The sequence below is a fragment of the Syntrophomonas curvata genome (assembly GCF_052976825.1).
Genome location: NZ_CM129641.1, coordinates 1601911 through 1620017, shown reverse-complemented (window position 1 = coordinate 1620017; position 18107 = coordinate 1601911). Strand labels below are relative to the sequence as shown.

Annotated in this window: 16 protein-coding genes and 1 pseudogene; all 17 read right to left on the bottom strand. The window is 45.6% G+C overall.

Annotation, left to right across the window (positions count from 1 at the left end):
- Positions 1-116 precede the first annotated feature (116 nt).
- Positions 117-863: a MerR family transcriptional regulator gene (locus ACU70B_RS07235; RefSeq protein ID WP_447182901.1), complete on the bottom strand. Its 747-nt coding sequence runs from the start codon at positions 861-863 to the stop codon at positions 117-119.
- A 202-nt stretch (positions 864-1065) separates the two neighbouring features.
- Positions 1066-1518 carry a GNAT family N-acetyltransferase gene (locus tag ACU70B_RS07230; RefSeq protein WP_447182900.1) on the bottom strand — a complete coding sequence of 151 codons (453 nt, stop codon included), beginning with the start codon at positions 1516-1518 and terminating at the stop codon, positions 1066-1068.
- Between the two features lie 111 nt (positions 1519-1629).
- Positions 1630-2513 (bottom strand): annotated as a pseudogene (locus ACU70B_RS07225) (radical SAM family protein).
- Positions 2514-2696: 183 nt separating this feature from the next.
- The gene (locus tag ACU70B_RS07220; RefSeq protein ID WP_447182899.1) at positions 2697-4214 is read right to left on the bottom strand and encodes a hypothetical protein; all 1518 of its coding nucleotides are present in this window, start codon (positions 4212-4214) and stop codon (positions 2697-2699) included.
- A 363-nt stretch (positions 4215-4577) separates the two neighbouring features.
- Positions 4578-5843, bottom strand: a complete 1266-nt coding sequence (gene rlmD / locus ACU70B_RS07215) for a 23S rRNA (uracil(1939)-C(5))-methyltransferase RlmD (protein WP_447182898.1) — start codon at positions 5841-5843, stop codon at positions 4578-4580.
- 63 nt (positions 5844-5906) lie between these two features.
- A complete protein-coding gene (locus ACU70B_RS07210; protein WP_447185668.1) occupies positions 5907-6500 on the bottom strand; it encodes an indolepyruvate oxidoreductase subunit beta in 594 nt (197 codons plus the stop codon).
- 2 nt (positions 6501-6502) lie between these two features.
- The gene (gene iorA, locus ACU70B_RS07205) at positions 6503-8245 is read right to left on the bottom strand and encodes an indolepyruvate ferredoxin oxidoreductase subunit alpha (protein WP_447185667.1); all 1743 of its coding nucleotides are present in this window, start codon (positions 8243-8245) and stop codon (positions 6503-6505) included.
- Positions 8246-8451: 206 nt separating this feature from the next.
- On the bottom strand, positions 8452-8982 hold the full coding sequence (gene yyaC / locus ACU70B_RS07200) for a spore protease YyaC (RefSeq protein WP_447185666.1): 531 nt from the start codon (positions 8980-8982) through the stop codon (positions 8452-8454).
- A 10-nt stretch (positions 8983-8992) separates the two neighbouring features.
- Complete coding sequence (gene hisC, locus ACU70B_RS07195) at positions 8993-10096, bottom strand: histidinol-phosphate transaminase (RefSeq protein WP_447185665.1); 1104 nt, start codon at positions 10094-10096, stop codon at positions 8993-8995.
- Positions 10097-10131: 35 nt separating this feature from the next.
- Complete coding sequence (speE, locus tag ACU70B_RS07190) at positions 10132-10965, bottom strand: polyamine aminopropyltransferase (RefSeq protein ID WP_447185664.1); 834 nt, start codon at positions 10963-10965, stop codon at positions 10132-10134.
- 95 nt (positions 10966-11060) lie between these two features.
- A complete protein-coding gene (locus ACU70B_RS07185) occupies positions 11061-11366 on the bottom strand; it encodes a hypothetical protein (protein ID WP_447185663.1) in 306 nt (101 codons plus the stop codon).
- The gene (locus ACU70B_RS07180) at positions 11366-12721 is read right to left on the bottom strand and encodes a replicative DNA helicase (RefSeq protein WP_447185662.1); all 1356 of its coding nucleotides are present in this window, start codon (positions 12719-12721) and stop codon (positions 11366-11368) included. The genes ACU70B_RS07185 and ACU70B_RS07180 overlap by 1 nt, the downstream gene beginning before the upstream one ends.
- Before the next feature lie 50 nt (positions 12722-12771).
- Positions 12772-13953 carry a DnaD domain-containing protein gene (locus tag ACU70B_RS07175; protein ID WP_447185661.1) on the bottom strand — a complete coding sequence of 394 codons (1182 nt, stop codon included), beginning with the start codon at positions 13951-13953 and terminating at the stop codon, positions 12772-12774.
- 247 nt (positions 13954-14200) lie between these two features.
- Positions 14201-15775 (bottom strand): MBL fold metallo-hydrolase RNA specificity domain-containing protein, encoded by a 1575-nt coding sequence (locus tag ACU70B_RS07170; protein WP_447185660.1) that lies wholly within the window; start codon positions 15773-15775, stop codon positions 14201-14203.
- Positions 15776-15809: 34 nt separating this feature from the next.
- Positions 15810-16286 carry a hypothetical protein gene (locus tag ACU70B_RS07165; RefSeq protein ID WP_447185659.1) on the bottom strand — a complete coding sequence of 159 codons (477 nt, stop codon included), beginning with the start codon at positions 16284-16286 and terminating at the stop codon, positions 15810-15812.
- Between the two features lie 141 nt (positions 16287-16427).
- On the bottom strand, positions 16428-17594 hold the full coding sequence (locus tag ACU70B_RS07160) for an aminotransferase class I/II-fold pyridoxal phosphate-dependent enzyme (protein WP_447185723.1): 1167 nt from the start codon (positions 17592-17594) through the stop codon (positions 16428-16430).
- Between the two features lie 14 nt (positions 17595-17608).
- Positions 17609-18097 (bottom strand): Lrp/AsnC family transcriptional regulator, encoded by a 489-nt coding sequence (locus ACU70B_RS07155; protein WP_447185658.1) that lies wholly within the window; start codon positions 18095-18097, stop codon positions 17609-17611.
- Between the last annotated feature and the right edge of the window lie 10 nt (positions 18098-18107).

Sequence of the window (18107 nt, the reverse complement as noted above, 5' to 3'; positions counted from 1 at the left end):
AGCAAGGCACTCTACGGATTCGGACGTAGGATGCCTTGCTTTATTTGCGTTTCGCTCGGTTAGATTTAGTGATTGTAATTACTAATTACAGAAAAGAGGATTGCAGGCAACCTCCACTAATTTGAAGCCGCATATATATCTGCAGTTATACAAAGGTAGTAGGAAAGCCCAAGTTGCTGACTTTCGAGCATGTTCCTATGGAAGTCATCCTCCAAAAAGAACCTTGCTTGAGCTGCGAAGGATTTAGCATCAATATTATGTCCACGGTTATTTAAAAACGCAATATGATTTTTCAATAACTGTTGCACTCTCTTATCGTTTGCTTTCCAGCCATTTTTCAGGGCATCTGATACGTTGATAATAAACTGTTTTGCTTCTCCCGCTTGTTCATTTAAATTATCAACTTGAGCATCCTCTACTTTCGGCAATTTGTATCCATATTTGTCTTTAATGTATTTGCTCTGTTCCGAAAGTGCGTTTTCCCATTCCTCATTGTTAAGGCCGTTAAACATCGCTGATTTATCCATGATTACTCCTTTCTTGGCGAGGACAATCGAATCTCCAATAGTCTTTAGCAAACAGTCCAGTCTCTGCTTGCGCGCGATGAGCAGTTCCTGCTGTTCAGTCAAGCATACTAGTCGACTCGGTTCATCCTCCAGTGCTTTTTTGATATCGTTAAGCGAAAAATCAAGCTCACGGTAGAATAATATCTGTTGCAAACGCTCAAGTTCTTTTTCCCCATAGAGACGGTAGCCGGCATCTGTTATCTCACAGGGCTGCAATAAAGCAATTTTATGGTAGTGATGGAGTGTTTTTATAGTGACTCCTGCTATTTCTGCAACTTCTTTAACCGTGTACAGCATAATTGTTCACCTCATGAATAATCATGAGCCCTCCTCCAAGGTAAGAGTCAACGGTTTTAATAAAACTTTTCATTTACAGGGTACCTGTGTTAAACATTTTAAACAAATGTGTTGGAATTTACCTACTAATGCCTTTGTTATCAATGATTTTGAGATATAGATTGCTTTTATCATGTAAAAAATTATCCTTTCTTATATAAACTTAAGGCCTATTGATTTTAAAGTGCAGTATTGGAAAAGGTCTGCCCTGTTCATCAAATTCTGACCGTCCTATTACTTTACAGCCCAGATAATTATAAAAGCCCACCCCTTGTGTATTTTGCTCATTTACATCTACATACTTAGCGTCCAAATTCTGTACGACATAATTAATGAGCTTTTTGCCGATTCCCTTTCCCCTTGCACTAGCATGAACAAACAGCATTTCAATTTTGTTATCCTCGATACCGATAAATCCTTTTTTTGTACCATTTTCATCACAAAAACAGTATAAATGTGTAATGCTCAAAATAGCCTGTTTTACTTCCGGTATTAAAGATTCAAAATCTCTTTCTGTCAAAAATAAGTGTGTTGCCCGCACAGCTGATTCCCAGATATCAAGCAGCCGGTTTACCGTGTCGGAATCTCGTGCCGTAATAGTCATTATGTTTTTCATAAAATACTATTTCTCCCCTGTATAATTACTATTTAATCTAAACCACCTTGTAAAATAATCCGTTTACAGTTATAACTCATTTTTCTTATGAAATGATTCAACAACTGCTATTCAATCTTTTTCTACACCATAGAGTTGTCCGCATGCAGCGCTTATGTCAGAACCAAATTGTGTTCTCATGGCCACACTAATACCTTCCGCATGTAAAATATCACTAAATCTTTTTATAGTGCCTCTGTCAGATGCTGCAAATTTTCGTGACGTTTTATCTGTAGAATTATATGGAATAAGATCCACATGATACAAATGTGCCCATGATCCACGGTTCTGCAACAGGTGTACCAAAGCTTTTGCGTGATCCACCGAATCGTTTTACACCATTTAGCATGATATAGGCAAGAAACAATCGCCGCCCGGTATGCCGGATATGATTATCCAACGCTTCCATTACCTCATGGAGCGGAAAAGAACGATTAACAGGCATCGCTCCGCTGTTTTTCAAAAGGCGAGTGCAGCGAAAAGGCCAAATTAATTTGAGGGAATTCATGCGTCAGCCGCTTGATGCAATGTTCAATGCATCAAACACGTTTGAATCTGTAATTTCATCGGCAGTCATATTGCGTTTGTGACCAATAGTTCCCGTCGCACAAAATTGGCAGTCAAAACCGCAGCCGCACTGGGACGAGATGCAAAAAGATTCCCACCCCTTTTTGTAATGTAGATTTACCATTTCCACGCGGTTGCCATCCGGCAGTGAAATTAATATTTTATCCGCTTGTCCTGACGTCTGACACGCAACCGGTACCGTGCAGCAGATAGATGGGCCCGAAGGTATCTATCAAAGTTTTTTTCAACTTTAAAGGCAGTGTGCTCATACTTTCAAAAGTTGAAATGCGTTGTGAAAAGATTGCTTTTATAATTTGCTCATAGCGATAATCCGGTAACTTCATATCCGCTATAAGCCGTTTCATTGCTTCATATTTTGAATAGTTCATGTAGGCTTTCCTCCTCTTGAAAATCGAAATCATCAAGAAGCAAAACCAGCATGAGCGGCGGTTATTCCCTATTACTCCATGCAAAGACCGCCAGCAGCATCTGGCTTTGCATGGAGCTCGTCATGAGTAACGGCAATTTTATAGCTATTCATGGTATTATTGCTGTTTAACTGAGTATTATCATTATAAAATATCGGCAACATATCCGTCTTTCGTCTTTGAAAACACAACTTTAGATGGGAACATGTTCTCGCCCATATTTGCTAAACCAACAAAAGTCATCGCCCATTCAGATAACTCTCTTGGAATTCGATAGCATTTTACTTCGTCTTCTTCTACAATCGTAATTACTGGAATCATTTCTTTACTTAAGCCTACTGATAATACATCGAGGGTTTGGTGTCCGTTTTTTATTTCAAGCAAAGGTTGCCTGTCAATGTCGAAGTAAACCTTTGCACCTCGACGATTTATTACAAAACCATTAGATAAGTCATTATCTGTAACAGCATCAATTGGCAACGCCGGTATTTGCCTGCCGTTTCTCATCTGTTCAAAATGCTCAGCAAGATGTTCACAACAATAAGCGTTGAAATACTCACCTTGCATATCAAGGTCTTTTTTTATATCTTCCACCGATTTAAAATGATTCATGAAACCTAAGAGAGCCATGAACACAATCAAGTCGTCCGGGTATGTTACGGCAAACGCCTTATACCATGCCTTGTTCAATTCAATGGCCACTTGGTGCAATTTCTTGTAAAGGGCAAGCTGTCGCTCATTGACGACGAACCAGCTCTTATTGAGAATCTTCTTGTTTATCAGTTCTTCAGGCGAAGCATATTCCAGTGCGCTATGTAGTGCCTTAAGCAACTTTGAAATGATGCCTGCCAACATATCAGCCATACGAATTCCGCAGGAAGTCAATGAGTCTGCCTCGGAAACTGAGCATACACCCACTCGTTCAGCGGCTTTTACCGTATTGCTATTTTCGCCTTCCTTGTCTATGGTAATCGAATAATCATGAATTCCTTTTTCATCCAGAAATTTTCTGAATCCCACGAAAGCAATATCATAATTCCAGTCAATTGTTTTAATCGTGGACACGTCGTCCAAGAGCAAGAGAATTTGGCTGAATTGCTCGATCTCCTTTTGCTTCAGCGTTTCGTTTGCCTTATCTTTTTCGATTTGGGCTGTAAAGAAGTCTTTCAATAAGCCAATAAGTTCACCTGTATTATTATACATCCCCGCCATAATTTCGCTTGGCTGATACAAGACTATTGCCTTCGTAATGGAATATTTCATCGCATCCATATCCACGAAAAGGCTGTTTTCGTAGTCCTCAAATAGCTGACGAATGATGTACTCGATTTTGCTTGTGACAGCATAGTAGACAAGGATTCTTTCATCGAACAGCGTCAAGAAGTCCTCTAACAAGGAGAGGTTGTCAGCGTTCAAGGAGGCAAAACCACTTTTTAGTTGGCTTTGCTTGATAGTAGTGCTTTTTAGTTCGCCGTTTGACTGCCTGTGCTGATACTTAGACTCAAACGCTGCGTATCTTTCATACAAGCCTGCCTGATTGTTGGAGAGCCAGCCAACGACAACCGCAATAAAGCTGTCGAAGTAATTCTCCGCAGTAATGGTTTTGTGGTTGATTTTCCGGCTATGCTCAGATTCATCATAGTAAAAACTGTATTTGCTCATCGGCTGCCTCCTTTCGCGGCGTGGTAAATCATCATTAATTGCTTTACTTTGACGGCATATATCATTTCCCCTGATAACTTATCAAGCACATATTACCAAAGAAATTGTTGATTATCTATCTGATTAGTTCCCACGCATACGCCAAAATCCAAAAAACATCTATCCTGTCCTCTCACCAAGTCCCAAAAAGCCAAAACATCTATTCTGTCCTATCGCCAAAGCCCGGTATCAATCCTGTTCTCCCGCGAACGGAATCTGCCCTCATAGACTGATTTCCTCGCATAAGCAAAAAACCGTTCTGAGTGTACAACTTGAAAATCCGGAAACCACAGAAATGCCTTATTTACTGGGTTTTCCGTACACTCACTCTTTTACCCTTGACATCAATACTACCGTCTCCACGTGCGCCGTACGAGGAAACATATCCACAGGTTGCACTTCCAAGGGGTTGTAGCCTGATGCCTTGAACAGTGCCAGGTCACGGGCCAGGGTGGATGGGTTGCAGGAGACATAGATGATTTTGGCGGGGTTGCTGGTTATGACGGCATCTATGACCTGCCTTTGACAGCCTTTGCGGGGAGGGTCTAATATGACCAGGTCAAGTGATTTACTAAGCGAAGGCAGTACCTCTTCACAATTGCCGGTTATAAATTCGGCGTTAAAAATATTTTTACGGAAGGCATTAAACCTTGCATCTTCAATGGCGGATTTATTGCTTTCAATTCCGGTTGCTGACGCTGCCCGGGAAGCCAGATTAAGTGCGATGGTGCCGGTGCCGCAATAAGCATCCAGAACTACTTGCGAACCGGACAAACCAGCTTGCCCCTTTATGATTTCCATCATACGGTCGGCCTGCTGCTGGTTTACCTGAAAGAAGGACTCCGGAGAGATTCTGCATTTAATTTCCCCCAACCTGCCTTCCAGGTATTTTGAGCCACTGGCATGAGTTAAGGCCTTATCGTTACCCAGACTAAAATATATGGAATTAAATGTTTTACTGAGTTTGTCGATGGCCGAACTGGCAGGAGCAGCCTGAAGCCCATAAAGAATGAGCATGAGGCTGTGATCAACGGCTGATTGCCTTATTACAGCCGTTGCCCCCGGCTTGAATTGGATTTCGGGAAGTATTTGCTCCAGATAATGGCTGGCTTCCTGCATGCGACGGGAGATAATCCGGCAGTCATTGATTTTTACCCAATCGTGGCTGCTGCCCCGGTAGTAAGCAAGGCGAGGACGATCGCTGTCCCTGGTTATGTGCCAGCTTACTTTGTTGCGGTAGCGCCAGGGTGACTGCATACCCGCTACCGGTTTAACTTCTGTTTCAATATGGCCAATTCGAAGCAGATCATCCTGGACTACCTGTCTCTTAAGTTCCAGTTCCCGGCTGTATTCCACATGCTGATAGGCACAACCGCCGCAGTCATAGTAGTGAGGGCAGCAAGCCTCAGCCCGTTCCGGTGATCTTTCAATAATCCGCTGAATTCGCCCTCGGCTGTAGCGGGAACGTTCTTCCGTTATTTCTATTTCCAGTTCTTCACCGGGCAGGGCGTTGGGGATAAATACCGCCTTGCCACCGATGTGAGCTACCCCCTCGCCCTGGTGGCTGATTCCATCAACTGTGCAGCGCACCTTCTTCTCCTTTTTAAAAAAGCGGAAAGCATAAATACTTCCCGCCCCGTTTCTAAAATTAGATTAGGCAATATTGCTATACTTTTTTTGCCCTTCTTTAAAAGCCTTGATATTGATCTCCAATGCTTTGGCGGGAACCATTTCCCGGATAGCCTTTTCCACTTCGTCTCCCGGCAAGCCGGTGGCCGCTGCCAGAACTCCCACCAGCACTACATTAGCAGCCCGTACATTGCCGCATGCCACTGCTATATCGCTGGCATCCACGATCAGGGTACGCTCTACCAGCCCGGCCACACGCCGGTCAATATCCTGCGGATACTTGACCTTGCCGCTCATGACCGGGAGCGGGTCAACCCGGTCATTATTTATGATAACCATTCCCCCGGGTTTCAAGTAATCCAACCAGCGGGCCGCTTCCAGTTTTTCAAATGCCAGTATAATGTCGGCATCACCTTTTTTAATAATAGGTGAATATATCTTTTCACCATATCTGACCTCGGAAACTACACTCCCGCCGCGCTGGGCCATACCGTGTATCTCCGACACCTTTACATCATGTCCCAGCTGCACTGCTACCTGGGCCAGTATCCGGCTGGTAAGCAGCGTACCCTGACCACCAACACCAACAATAAGAATGTTCGTCACTTTGCCTGCCATAACTAACCCTCCATTATCTTAATCGCATCGAAGGTGCAAACCTGGGCGCAAAGGCCACAGTTAACACAGGTATTGGGATTGATAACCGCCAGTTTTGTATCTTCAACAAAATAGATACCGGTACAGCCAATACGGACGCAGAGCTTGCAACCCTTGCACAGTTCATTTTCAATAACCATTTTCTTGCCGGCGGGCGGTTTCTCAAGCAAGGCACAGGGGCGTTTGGCTATGATAACCGAGGGTTCCCGCCGCTGCAGTTCCTCTTCCAATGCCTGCTCCAATTCATCCAGTTGCAGCGGGTCAACCACCCGGACATTTTTTATTCCTATGGCCTTTACCAGTGCCTCCAAATCCAGTTTGGCGGTAGGCTCCCCCTTGATGGTAAACCCGGTGGCAGGGTGATCCTGGTGACCGGTCATGGCTGTGGTGCTGTTATCCAGTATCACTACCGTAGAAGTCCCCTGGTTGTATACGATGTCGATAAGCGGAGTTATCCCGGAATGGACAAAGGTAGAATCACCGATTACTGCCACTACTTTGCCGGCATACTCACTGCCCCGGGCCTTCTCCATTCCCATCGCGGTGCCAATACTGGCACCCATGCAAACACAGGCATCCATACCGTCCAGGGGACTTAAGGCACCCAGGGTATAGCAGCCTATATCACCCATTACCGTCAGACGCATTTTTTTCAAGGTATGGAAAACGCCGCGGTGGGGACAACCGGGGCACATCAGGGGAGGCCGCCCCGGAATCTCTTTATCCAGACCAAAGCCGGCATTTTGAACTGCCCCACCCAGTCGTTCTTCTATAAATTCGGGACTGTATTCGCCCAGGAGAGTAAACAGTTCCTTGCCTTCTACGGCAATTCCCCAGGATTTCACCTGTTCTTCGATTACTGGTTCCAGTTCCTCCACTATTACCAGGCGCTCAACCCCGGCGGCAAATTCACGGATAATTTTATCCGGCAGAGGGTTTACCATACCCAGTTTCAGCACTGATATATCAGGCAGAACCTCTTTAACATACTGGTAGCATACGCCGCTGGTAATAACGCCCAGGCTGCGATCGCCCCACTCTATCCGGTTTAGCTCACTGGTATGGGCATATTCCTTCAGCCGCAGCAGTCTTTTTTCGACTTCCACATGTCGCTCCCGGGCAAAACCCGGCAGCATAACATTCTTGGGAGCATTCTTTTTATAGTCCTTTATTCCAACTTCCTGACGCTCCCCTTCTTCCACCAGGGTCTGGGAATGAGCCAGGCGAGTGGTGATGCGCAGCATAACCGGGGTATCAAACTCTTCGCTGATAGCAAAGGCCAGACGGGTAAAATCCTTGGCTTCCTGGCTGTCGGAGGGCTCTATAACCGGCAGTTTGGCAAAGCGCCCATAGCCCCGGTTGTCCTGCTCGTTCTGCGACGAATGCATACCCGGGTCGTCAGCCGAGACGATAACCAGTCCACCGTTAACACCGGTATAGACGAAGGTATATAGCGGGTCAGCCGCAACATTGACCCCAACATGCTTCATAGCTACCAGGGTTCTGGCTCCACCCATCGACGCCCCGGCGCCGACTTCCATAGCCACCTTTTCATTAGGCGACCATTCGGCATAAACGCCGGGGTAACGGGCAAAACTGCTGACTATTTCCGTACTGGGTGTGCCAGGATAGGCGGTAGCCACAGTAGCGCCAGCTTCATAGGCCCCTCTGGCAATAGCATCATTGCCTATCATAAGTTTCTTCATAATAATTGTTCTTCCCTGCCCCTCATTTCAGAATAAACAAAGAGCCTTCCATCCTTAATAAGGACGAAAGGCTACACCATATACGAAATACGCATAACCTTTAAGTCGTCGTCCAATTAATCACGGCTATTTCACCAAGATAATAGCACATCTAGAGGGATTATGTAAACGGTTGAGTAATCCGGAACAAATGCTTGCCGCTTTTTTTAAAAGCGGGAGTTATGCCAAATACCTATGGCATCGCTGATCAATCGCGCCATATGGTATACATGGCTGATGCTCCCGAAGCTGCTTCTGCCCAGTTTGGGCTTGTCATCCTGACTTGCTACTATGCCGGTTATATAAAAATGGCCTACTGGTTCCAGCTTCCTTGCTACGGCCTTACCCGGCTGCAATGCTCCTCGAAAAAGCTTTACCATGCCTAAATCATCCGCAGCTGCCAGCGACGCATCAATGGCGATTTCCACACAGCCCGGGTGCTGCTGTCTGATTAACTCCATGCGGCTACCAAGATTTGTCGCATTCAGAGGCTCATCCAGGGTACCGTAGACCGGCAAGGAAGCAGCCTTCTCCTTTATCATGCTGCCGGTTAACGGACCCAGGCAGTCCAGTATGTGGCGTTCCGACCCGATACCCAAAAATACCGGCTTTTCCGCCAGGGTATCAAGGATGCCCAGTTGCGCTGCCATCTCCTCGCACAGTCCTTTATCGGAGTAATGCCCTTTTAAAATCAACATGAGCTGTTTGCTAAGCCCCCAGAACCTTCCTCAGGCCATCTATAAAACGCCTGTTCTCTTCCTCGTTGCCTACTGTCACCCGAATGAAAGTAGGATAGCCGAAAATATCGCCGGAACGTATGATAATACCCTGCCGGAGGAGTTTTTCGAACACATCTTTGCAATCCTTACCGGTATCGACAAAAATAAAGTTGGCTTCAGTGGGTACATAGTCAAGCTGCATTTTTTCAAACTCTTTATAGAGATAGTGTTTACCTTCCTGATTCACTTTCCTGCTCCTCTGTAAATGCTCCTTATCATCCAAAGCGGCAGCCGCAGCTACCTGGGCCAGCATATTTACGTTAAAAGGCTCAGTTACCGTTTCCACCGCAGCCGCTATATCCGGTGTAGTCAGGGCGTAACCTACCCGTAATGCAGCCAGTCCGTAAATCTTGGAAAAGGTCCGCAGCACTACTGCATGGCGCCCTGCGCGAACAAATCTCAATCCGCTGCCGTAAGCAGGATTTTGAGCATATTCGCTGTAAGCTTCGTCAAAGACTACCAGTACATCGTCCGGAATCTGCGCCATAAATGCATCTATTTCGGCCTCCGAAACCATGGTTCCGGTAGGATTGTTGGGATTGCATATATATACGATTTTGGTTTGTGGGGTTACTGCAGCCAGCATAGCCTTTAAATCATGTTTAAAATCAATCAAGGGAACCTTGATTGATTTTGTCCCCATTATGGTGGCGGTAAATTCATATTCAGAAAAGGAAGGCTGCCCATATACGACCTGGTCAGTAGGATTTAAAAAGGTTTCCGCCAACAGCTTCAGCAATTCATCCGAACCGTTACCCACGAGAATCCCGCGTATATCATAATTATAGGCTTCCGCAAGTTTTTGCTTGAGGTAAAAGCAATTGGCGTCCGGATAAACATGCATCTGGTCCAACATCCCGCCAACTGCCTGTCTGGCCATGGATGAAGGCCCCAGCGGGTTTTCATTGGAAGCTAACTTCATGATATTGTCTATCCCCAATTCCCGCTGAACTTCCTCTACCGGTTTACCCGGCACATAGGGCTTAAGGTCAAAAATCTCGTTACGGGCTCTTTTTTTAATAAAATCGGACATTATCCTTACCTCCCACTTTAGCTTGCTGCCCAATATTAATCCAGCAGCATATCCTTTATAAATCTTGGCAAAGCAAATGCTGCCGCATGTACCTGATCATTATAATATTTTAAATCATTAACAGCGCCTCTGTCACCTAGAGCTTGCTTAGGGTTATGTATCTTGCTGCCAATGGTAAAACTCCATGGACCGGAAACATAGGTGGGTATACAGGCCAGATAAACCTGGGCCATCGGGAAAACAGACCCTATATTACGATACACCGAGCTGAACACATCCTGGTAAAACAGGGGCGATTCAGACTGTACCACCATCATTCCGTCATCCTTCAGGCAATTATATATATTGATATAGAATTCACGCGTGAATAACTGCTGGGCCGGCCCCACCGGGTCGGATGAATCTACAATCACCAGATCATATCTCCGGGGAGGACTTTTAACGAACTCAATGCCATCCTGCAAATACAGGTTAAGCCTGGAATCATCAAAGGCTGATGCGATTAAAGGAAAATATTCCTTGCTGGTCTTAACCACCCGGGCGTCAATTTCCACCATATCAACACTTTGCAGGCATTTATGCTTGCAGACTTCCCTTAACGTCCCCCCGTCTCCTCCGCCAATAATTAAGACATCCTCCGGACTGGGGTGGGAATACATGGGAACATGGGCTATCATCTCGTGGTATATGAATTCATCCCTCTCGCTTACCTGCAGGGCATCATCCAGTATCAGGGCCTTACCCCATTCCCGGGTCTCCACCACTGCCAGTTCCTGATAAGGAGTCTTTTCCCGATGCAGTATTTTATTAATCTTCCATTTTACTTCGTATCCATCCGTGTTCTTTTCATGGAACCAGAAATCACCCATCAAATACCCCCTTTAAACATAAACAATTCACTTTTAATCCAAGTATAATTGCTCTCTATACCGCCCGCAGGGGGAAATAGTTTCCCCCTGCAAATTCATGGCCTATGTTCCATGAGCTCCGTAACTGCCTGCACGCATTGTTGTACTGATTCCTGGTCATTAAGATCAGCAGCGATTAAAGTAGCCTTGATTATAGCATCAATTTCACTGCCGCTGTAGTCTCGTATCCATTGGCGCAAGGCGGCTGTAAGTCCAGGATTATTTTTATGGACAAACACCGTGTCCAACAGGCTGAGCAAAAAATTCATCTCTTCAAAGCTGATGCGCTGCCTAAACCCCAGGTCGGCAATGAGGCTGACGCTTTCATCATAGACTTTTTTGCTCTGTTCTTCAAAATTCATTACCTGCTGATCCTTTCCGCATCCTTCATAGTCTGTTTTTGCAGGTCAAAGGTTACGGGTATGCGTACTCCGCTGCGGCCGTCCCGGTTTTTTTCAATTATGAGGTAATAATTGGGATTAAGGTATTTTTTAATTTCCTCATCCAGTTCAAAATCCTCTTTAGGTATGGGGGCGAGCTTCAGCATCAGGTCGCATTCATTTTTCATGCGCCGGGCTCCCTGCAGGGTACCGTCAGTATTGAGCTGAACCAGACACATGACCGCTATTTTAAGGTTTTGCGCCAGCATCTTTTGGGTCTTTACTATCTGCTCCAGTATCTGCCACTCAGACAGGCGCGGGTCAAACTTATCCATGCGGCCCACATAGTCTATAATCATCATCTCGATATTCTTCTGGGCCTTGAACTTCCTGGCTATAGATACAGTTTTTTCCGGGGTCAGGTTAGGACAGGGATATGAATAGAAACCACTGTCCCGCAGGCGTGAGTAAGCATTCAGAATTATAGACAATTCGGTTTCGTTTATATTGCCGCTGCGAATGCGGTCATGTTCAATCGACGACAGTATCGATCCCCAGCGCAGCGCTATCTGCTCCCGGCTCATTTCGGTATTTAAATATAACACACTCTTTTTACTGTCCACGGCAATAGCTTTAGCCGTATGTAAAGCAAAAGCAGTCTTGCCATGTCCCGTCTGGGCTCCCAGAATAACCAAATCCCCGGCCTTATAGCCCAGAGTCACATGATTCAAGTTGTCAAAACCGGTGGGCAGGCCATCCAGGGGAATTAGCCCCTTATTTACTTCACTGATTTCCTTGAAACGCAGAAAACGCCGCTCTACCTCGTCGTAACCCAGATTAGCCATTTCTGCCGGGGTATCGACGTGGTCATCTATCTCCAGGGCAGTAAGATTGGTCAGCTTGTCTTCGGCTGCCATTAATATCTGTTCCACGTCACTGCCCTGTTGTTCCATCAGAATCTCATAACTGGCCTTTAAGAATTCCACAAACTTGCGCAGCCGTGACTTATCTTTAATCTTTTTGATCCAGTATTTTATATTCTCGTCGTCAATGTAGTGTTCAGCTATATATTTTAACTCTTCGATATCGCGGGGATTGGTAAACAAACCTAATATATGGCCTTCCTTAAGCACTTCCACCAGAGTAGGCCGTACTTCCCGCAGGTACAGGCTGCTGCATAACTCAAATAACAGCCCATTACGAGGAGAATAAAAATCACCGGCGGCTAAAAGATTGTAGGCTTCTATGCAGGCATCTTCCGAGTGCAAAATGGCTGATAGGACTCTTTGTTCACTTTCCAGGTCAAAAAGGTATTCCTCGGGCAAATCGTTTAACACTTGAACCACCATCCCCAAAAATCAAAACGGGGTATTTATCCCCGTTTTTATTATACCTTAGTTTTAAATTCTTCCAAACTTCCCGGTGGTACATAAATCTCATATTCCGAGGAAGCTGTTCGGGTAATGCCCTTTTTCGAAGCTCCTGATCCCGCTATCCGCTCATTCTTGTTCTTTTGTTTATACTCCTGCAATTCTTTGTCCGCATCCTCCACCCGGCGAATCTCTTTACTCATCCAGTTGTTAAGAACGCTGTCTATGTACTCCAGACCGCCATTACGGGTGCGCTGGCACATGATCTCGCCCGCCTTCATAATCATGGCATGGGAAAAGCCCCAGTCATATCGCCATTTGTAATACACCCGTTTACGGGCGCTGGCACTCATATCGATACCAGTATTATTGCCAAAGTCAATAACATCGGGGTCAAACTGATTAAGGCGCAAGGCGGTAAATTTTTCGCTGTCGACATAGCTTTTAAAATACATCTCCAGTCCTTCAACCGTGCTGATAGAGTATTCCTTAAGATCACGCGCAATTTTACTTATGTCCCGGGGATTAAAGATTTGACGTTCAAAGCACAATTCCAGCATACACAACAGAAATTCCGGGGTAAAGCCCATCTCATCCAGCCATTTGTGCAATTCGTTGGACATTTTCACACTCATCAGATTGCCGGTTTTCTTGGAAATAAAGTCTGCTACCTTCTTAAAGGCATTACTTTTTTTACCTGATAGGTCAACCAGCTTCTTCTCTTTTTCTTCTTCCAGCTCTAATTCCAGTTGCACTATGCGCTCCCGGTACTCGTCCAGCAAATGTTCAGCCTGTTCCGACGTCTGCTGCATATCTGCATTATCGCGGTTCACATCAATGCGGGGATGATCCCGGGCCACCATTATCTCCAGCTTGTCCATTAAAGGTTCCAGACTAATCACCTTATCGGTAAAACTTCCGCTGCCCTTATGAACCTTGATAGCGCCCATTTGCTCCAGGCGGGTAAGCTTACGCGATAATTTTTGCTTGCTCAGTATCGGGCAAAACTGCAGAACCTGTCCTACGGTAATGCCACAACTGTACAGTGGATGGGATTGTTCCAAGGTATAGAATAAAGCTGTAAATATGCCGATATCTTCAATATCGAGTTCCAATTCCTGGGCATAGTTGAATATCACGCCAGGAAGACAGGCAAAGCTCCAACGATGCATCTCTATCCAAACAGATTTATTTTGCATATTTCTACCATCCTCCAGGGTATAACGTACATGCATTATAACACTTGCATTTCCGGCCGAACAAGGAATGAAAATTTGCGTTATATAGCAAAAACCCTGCATATAACCTTAAAACCAAGAGACATGAGGGAGTAAATGTCACCTACTGCTAAATATAAAACTTGACTGGTGAAGCCTGGCAGTAATCATTTTTATTAAGCAAAAATAAAGGAAGGCCGGGTCATTTCTACCTGGTCTTCCTATTAAACTAAACAATTGCTGAAATCTTTTGCAGCGATTCAATTATTTTGTCGTAATTACCTCTGCTCCAGTTCTCGCGGAACATATCATTAACCTTAAGGCAAAACTGCAGGTACGCCTGTTCTGCTTGCAGTGCCTGAGCAATATCGGCGCCGGTATAAACAAAGTGCGGGTGTATCTCTTCCGGAGTTACCAAATCAAATTCCTGCTGCCAATCAGGGATATAAACCGGTAAATTAAGTTCCTGCTGAATAGTTGCCGCAAAATCCAGCTGGGCTTCTTCTTCCCCGTGAACCACAAATATTCCCCGGGGCTTAACTACAAAACCCTTGAGCCATTCCAGCAGGCCGTTTTTATCAGCATGGGCGGAGTAAGCCTCAATCCTTCTTATGTCAGCCTTTACCGCTACCCTTTCGCCATGAATGGTTACTATCTCTTCACCGTTTAAAATCCGCCTTCCCAGAGTCCCCTCCGCCTGATAGCCCACAAAGAGGATAGTGGACTCCGGGCGCCACAGATTATGTTTAAGGTGGTGTTTTATCCTCCCCGCTTCACACATGCCGCTGGCTGATATGATTATGGTTTTATGGCGTACCTCATTCAATTCCATTGACTCTTCTTTAGTGCGGGAATACTTAAGATTGATATACTGCAAAGGGTCGCCGTCTTTAATAAACAACCGGGTAGCATCGTCGTACCAGTCTTGATGCTGCAGGAAAATCTCGGTGGCAGCTATAGCCAACGGGCTGTCAATATAAATATTGATGCCGGGATCAAGCTTGCCTTGGGAGCCCAGCAGAATCAAGTCATGCAGCAGATCCTGGGTACGTTCCACCGCAAAGGCGGGAATGACCAGGTTACCGCCTTTCTGCATAGTTTCATCAATAACTTTCAATAATTCGCCGGCCCGGCTGGGCGGATCATCATGCAGACGATTGCCATAGGTAGATTCTATTATCACATAATCGGCGCTTTCTATTATCGCCGGGTCTTTAACAATCGGCTGTTTGATATTGCCTAAATCCCCGCTGAAGACCAGTTTGCTTTTTTTGCCGTCTTCTTCCACCCAGAGCTCAATAATCGAGGCTCCCAGTATGTGCCCGGCAGTTCTAAGTCTTACCTCTATATTGGGACTCAGGCTGATAATCTCATCGGTATTCAGGGCGCGAAACTGGGCGAGGCACTGCAAGGCATCCTGGGAGGTATAGATCGGCTCCAGCAAATCTTTGCCGGATCTCTTAAGTTTGCGGTTCTTGCGCTCAATTTCCGATTCCTGTATATGCCCGGAATCAGGAAGCATGACCCGGCATAATGCTTCCGTCACCTGGCTGCAAAATATGGGGCCGGTAAAACCCTTTTTACACAGTTTGGGAATTAAACCGCTATGGTCTATATGGGCATGGGTCAATAGGAGAAAATCTATGCTGGCGGGATCAACCGGGAAATCATGATAATTACGTTCCTGCAGCGACTTGGGGCCCTGAAAAAGCCCGCAATCTATAGCAAAGCGGGCTTTTTGCGTTTCTATTAGAAAGAACGACCCGGTAACGGTTTTGGCGGCCCCGAGAAATTTAAGCTTCATATAATTCCACCGCTTTCAAAATTAGTTACTGTAATTATACAGCAACTATATTACGGGCGTCCTTCTTTTTAGACAATTTGTTAAATTCCTGGTAGAAATTTATTATTTCGTATCGAATCAGATCCGGGTTTTTACTTCTTATGGCACGATCCAAGTTGGCAAAACTATTACGGGCGAATTCTTTCACCACTTCATTACTGTCCAAATCCTCAACCAACTCACTGTATTTACAGTGTACCTGTTCAAATATAGCATAGTATAATTCCTTGATTTGCAGAACTCTTTTAGCCACCTGTTCCAGATTCAATTCTTCCTTTTCCATGATATGGAGCAGGCTGAGAAATAGGTTATGCAACAATTTATTATTAAACACGGCGGCCATTACTTCTCTTTTATACTGCTTGCAGAGAAGATAGCGGGTATAATCCTTGAATTCTCTTCGCGAAGCAGGGGAAAGAAGCTGATAGGCATTAAGGATCTCTACTTCATTAACAGTGATGTCTCCGAGCACGTAAAAACCCCCTTTAATTTAGTATTAAAGGAGGTTTCCACCTGATGCTCCATAAATCCTTTAGTTATTTATCGTATTATTCGCGGTTAATTCAATGTCATTCGATACAATTCATCATTGCGCCTTGATTATTATGGTAATTTATCCTTTTCTATGTCGACAAAGGAATTGCCCTATCCTGTCGACCGCCTCTTCGATGTTGCCGACACTGGCTGCATAGCAGCATCTGATGTATCCTTCGCCGCAATTGCCAAAAGCATTGCCGGGCACTACCGCTACCTGTTCTTCCTTTAAGAGCTGCTCACAGAAATCTTCACTGTTCATGCCGCTGCCGGCAATAGAAGGGAAGCAGTAGAATGCCCCCCGGGGTTCAAAACATGACAGTCCGATCTCCTTAAAACCGGCCAGCATAAGCTTGCGCCGATAGTTATAGTTCTCGATCATCTTTTTCATTTCCCCTTCCCCATGGCGCAGAGCTTCAATAGCCGCCTTCTGCGCCATAATGGGAGCGCACATTATCGTATACTGATGGATCTTATTCATAGCGCTTATAATTTCCGGATGCCCGCAGGCATATCCGATACGCCAGCCGGTCATGGCGAAAGACTTGGAAAAACCGTTAAATACAACGGTGCGGTCTTTCATGCCAGGAAAAGATGCAATAGATACGTGTTCACCCTCATAGGTCAGTTCGGAATAGATTTCATCTGATAATACGATTAAATCGTGCTTGATAATGATATCGACCAGGGCCTTGAGGTCGTCGTGCTTCATAATCCCGCCGGTAGGGTTGGTAGGATAGGGCAAAATAAGCACCTTGCTGCGCGGGGTTAGGGCTGCTTCCAGAATATCCGGGCGCAGGCGGTATTCATCAGCATCATAGGTCATCAGGGAGACCGGTTTGCCATATGCCAGCGTGGTTCCAGGCGAATAGGACACATAGGAAGGTTCAGGCACCAGCACCTCATCTCCCGGCTCGACCAAAGTCCTCAGGGCCAGGTCCACGGCTTCACTGACCCCGACTGTAACCAGTATCTCATCTTCCGGAGAATAGTTTACCCCGATCTTTCTGCTTTCATAGGCGGCGATTTCCTCCCGCAGTTCCGGCAGCCCCAGATTGGAGGTATACATGGTATACCCCTTTTCCAGGGAATATAAGCAGGCTTCCCGGATATGCCAGGGAGTCACAAAATCGGGCTCCCCCACCCCCAGGGAGATAACCCCTTCGGTTTGGGTAACCAGGTCAAAAAATTTTCTGATGCCGGAAGGGGGGATATCTCTTACCACCCTGGAAACATATTGATTCATATTGCCTTTGCTGCTCACGGACTAACCACCAGCCTTTTGTCCTGTTCCGGTTCTTCAAAAACAAAATTCTCCTGCTTATAGCGCTTGAGAATAAAATGGGTGGTGGTACTCTGCACCTGGTCCAGAGTGGACAGCTTATGGGAGACAAACCAGGAAATATCTTTCATGGTGTCTCCGCTCACTATTACGGAAAGGTCGTAGGTGCCGCTCATCAGATAGACGCAGCTCACCTCGGGAAACCGGCATATGCGCTCGGCAACATTATTGAAGCCGACTTCCCGTTCAGGCGTAACCTTTACGTCTATCATCGCGGTTACTCCATCATCTCCCAGGCGTTCCCAGTTTATGATGGTGTTATAGCCCAGGATATACTTTTCACGCTCCAGCTTTTTAATAACGGCAACGACTTTTTGTTCGTCTTCACCCAACATAGTTGCTATGGTTTTGGGATTTAGCTGGGCGTCATTCTCGATCAAGCGTAAAATTCGCTTTTCTAGTTCCATTCCTCTTGCC

Coding starts and splice junctions, on each gene's coding strand:
- ACU70B_RS07170 (WP_447185660.1), bottom strand. CDS start 15,775: ATGAAGCTTAAATTTCTCGGGGCCGCCAAAACCGTTACCGGGTCGTTC.
- ACU70B_RS07220 (WP_447182899.1), bottom strand. CDS start 4,214: ATGAGCAAATACAGTTTTTACTATGATGAATCTGAGCATAGCCGGAAA.
- hisC (WP_447185665.1), bottom strand. CDS start 10,096: ATGTCCGATTTTATTAAAAAAAGAGCCCGTAACGAGATTTTTGACCTT.
- ACU70B_RS07230 (WP_447182900.1), bottom strand. CDS start 1,518: ATGAAAAACATAATGACTATTACGGCACGAGATTCCGACACGGTAAAC.
- speE (WP_447185664.1), bottom strand. CDS start 10,965: ATGGGTGATTTCTGGTTCCATGAAAAGAACACGGATGGATACGAAGTA.
- ACU70B_RS07175 (WP_447185661.1), bottom strand. CDS start 13,953: ATGCAAAATAAATCTGTTTGGATAGAGATGCATCGTTGGAGCTTTGCC.
- ACU70B_RS07155 (WP_447185658.1), bottom strand. CDS start 18,097: ATGGAACTAGAAAAGCGAATTTTACGCTTGATCGAGAATGACGCCCAG.
- ACU70B_RS07160 (WP_447185723.1), bottom strand. CDS start 17,594: ATGAATCAATATGTTTCCAGGGTGGTAAGAGATATCCCCCCTTCCGGC.
- iorA (WP_447185667.1), bottom strand. CDS start 8,245: ATGAAGAAACTTATGATAGGCAATGATGCTATTGCCAGAGGGGCCTAT.
- ACU70B_RS07235 (WP_447182901.1), bottom strand. CDS start 863: ATGCTGTACACGGTTAAAGAAGTTGCAGAAATAGCAGGAGTCACTATA.
- ACU70B_RS07185 (WP_447185663.1), bottom strand. CDS start 11,366: ATGAATTTTGAAGAACAGAGCAAAAAAGTCTATGATGAAAGCGTCAGC.
- yyaC (WP_447185666.1), bottom strand. CDS start 8,982: ATGTTGATTTTAAAAGGGCATTACTCCGATAAAGGACTGTGCGAGGAG.
- ACU70B_RS07210 (WP_447185668.1), bottom strand. CDS start 6,500: ATGGCAGGCAAAGTGACGAACATTCTTATTGTTGGTGTTGGTGGTCAG.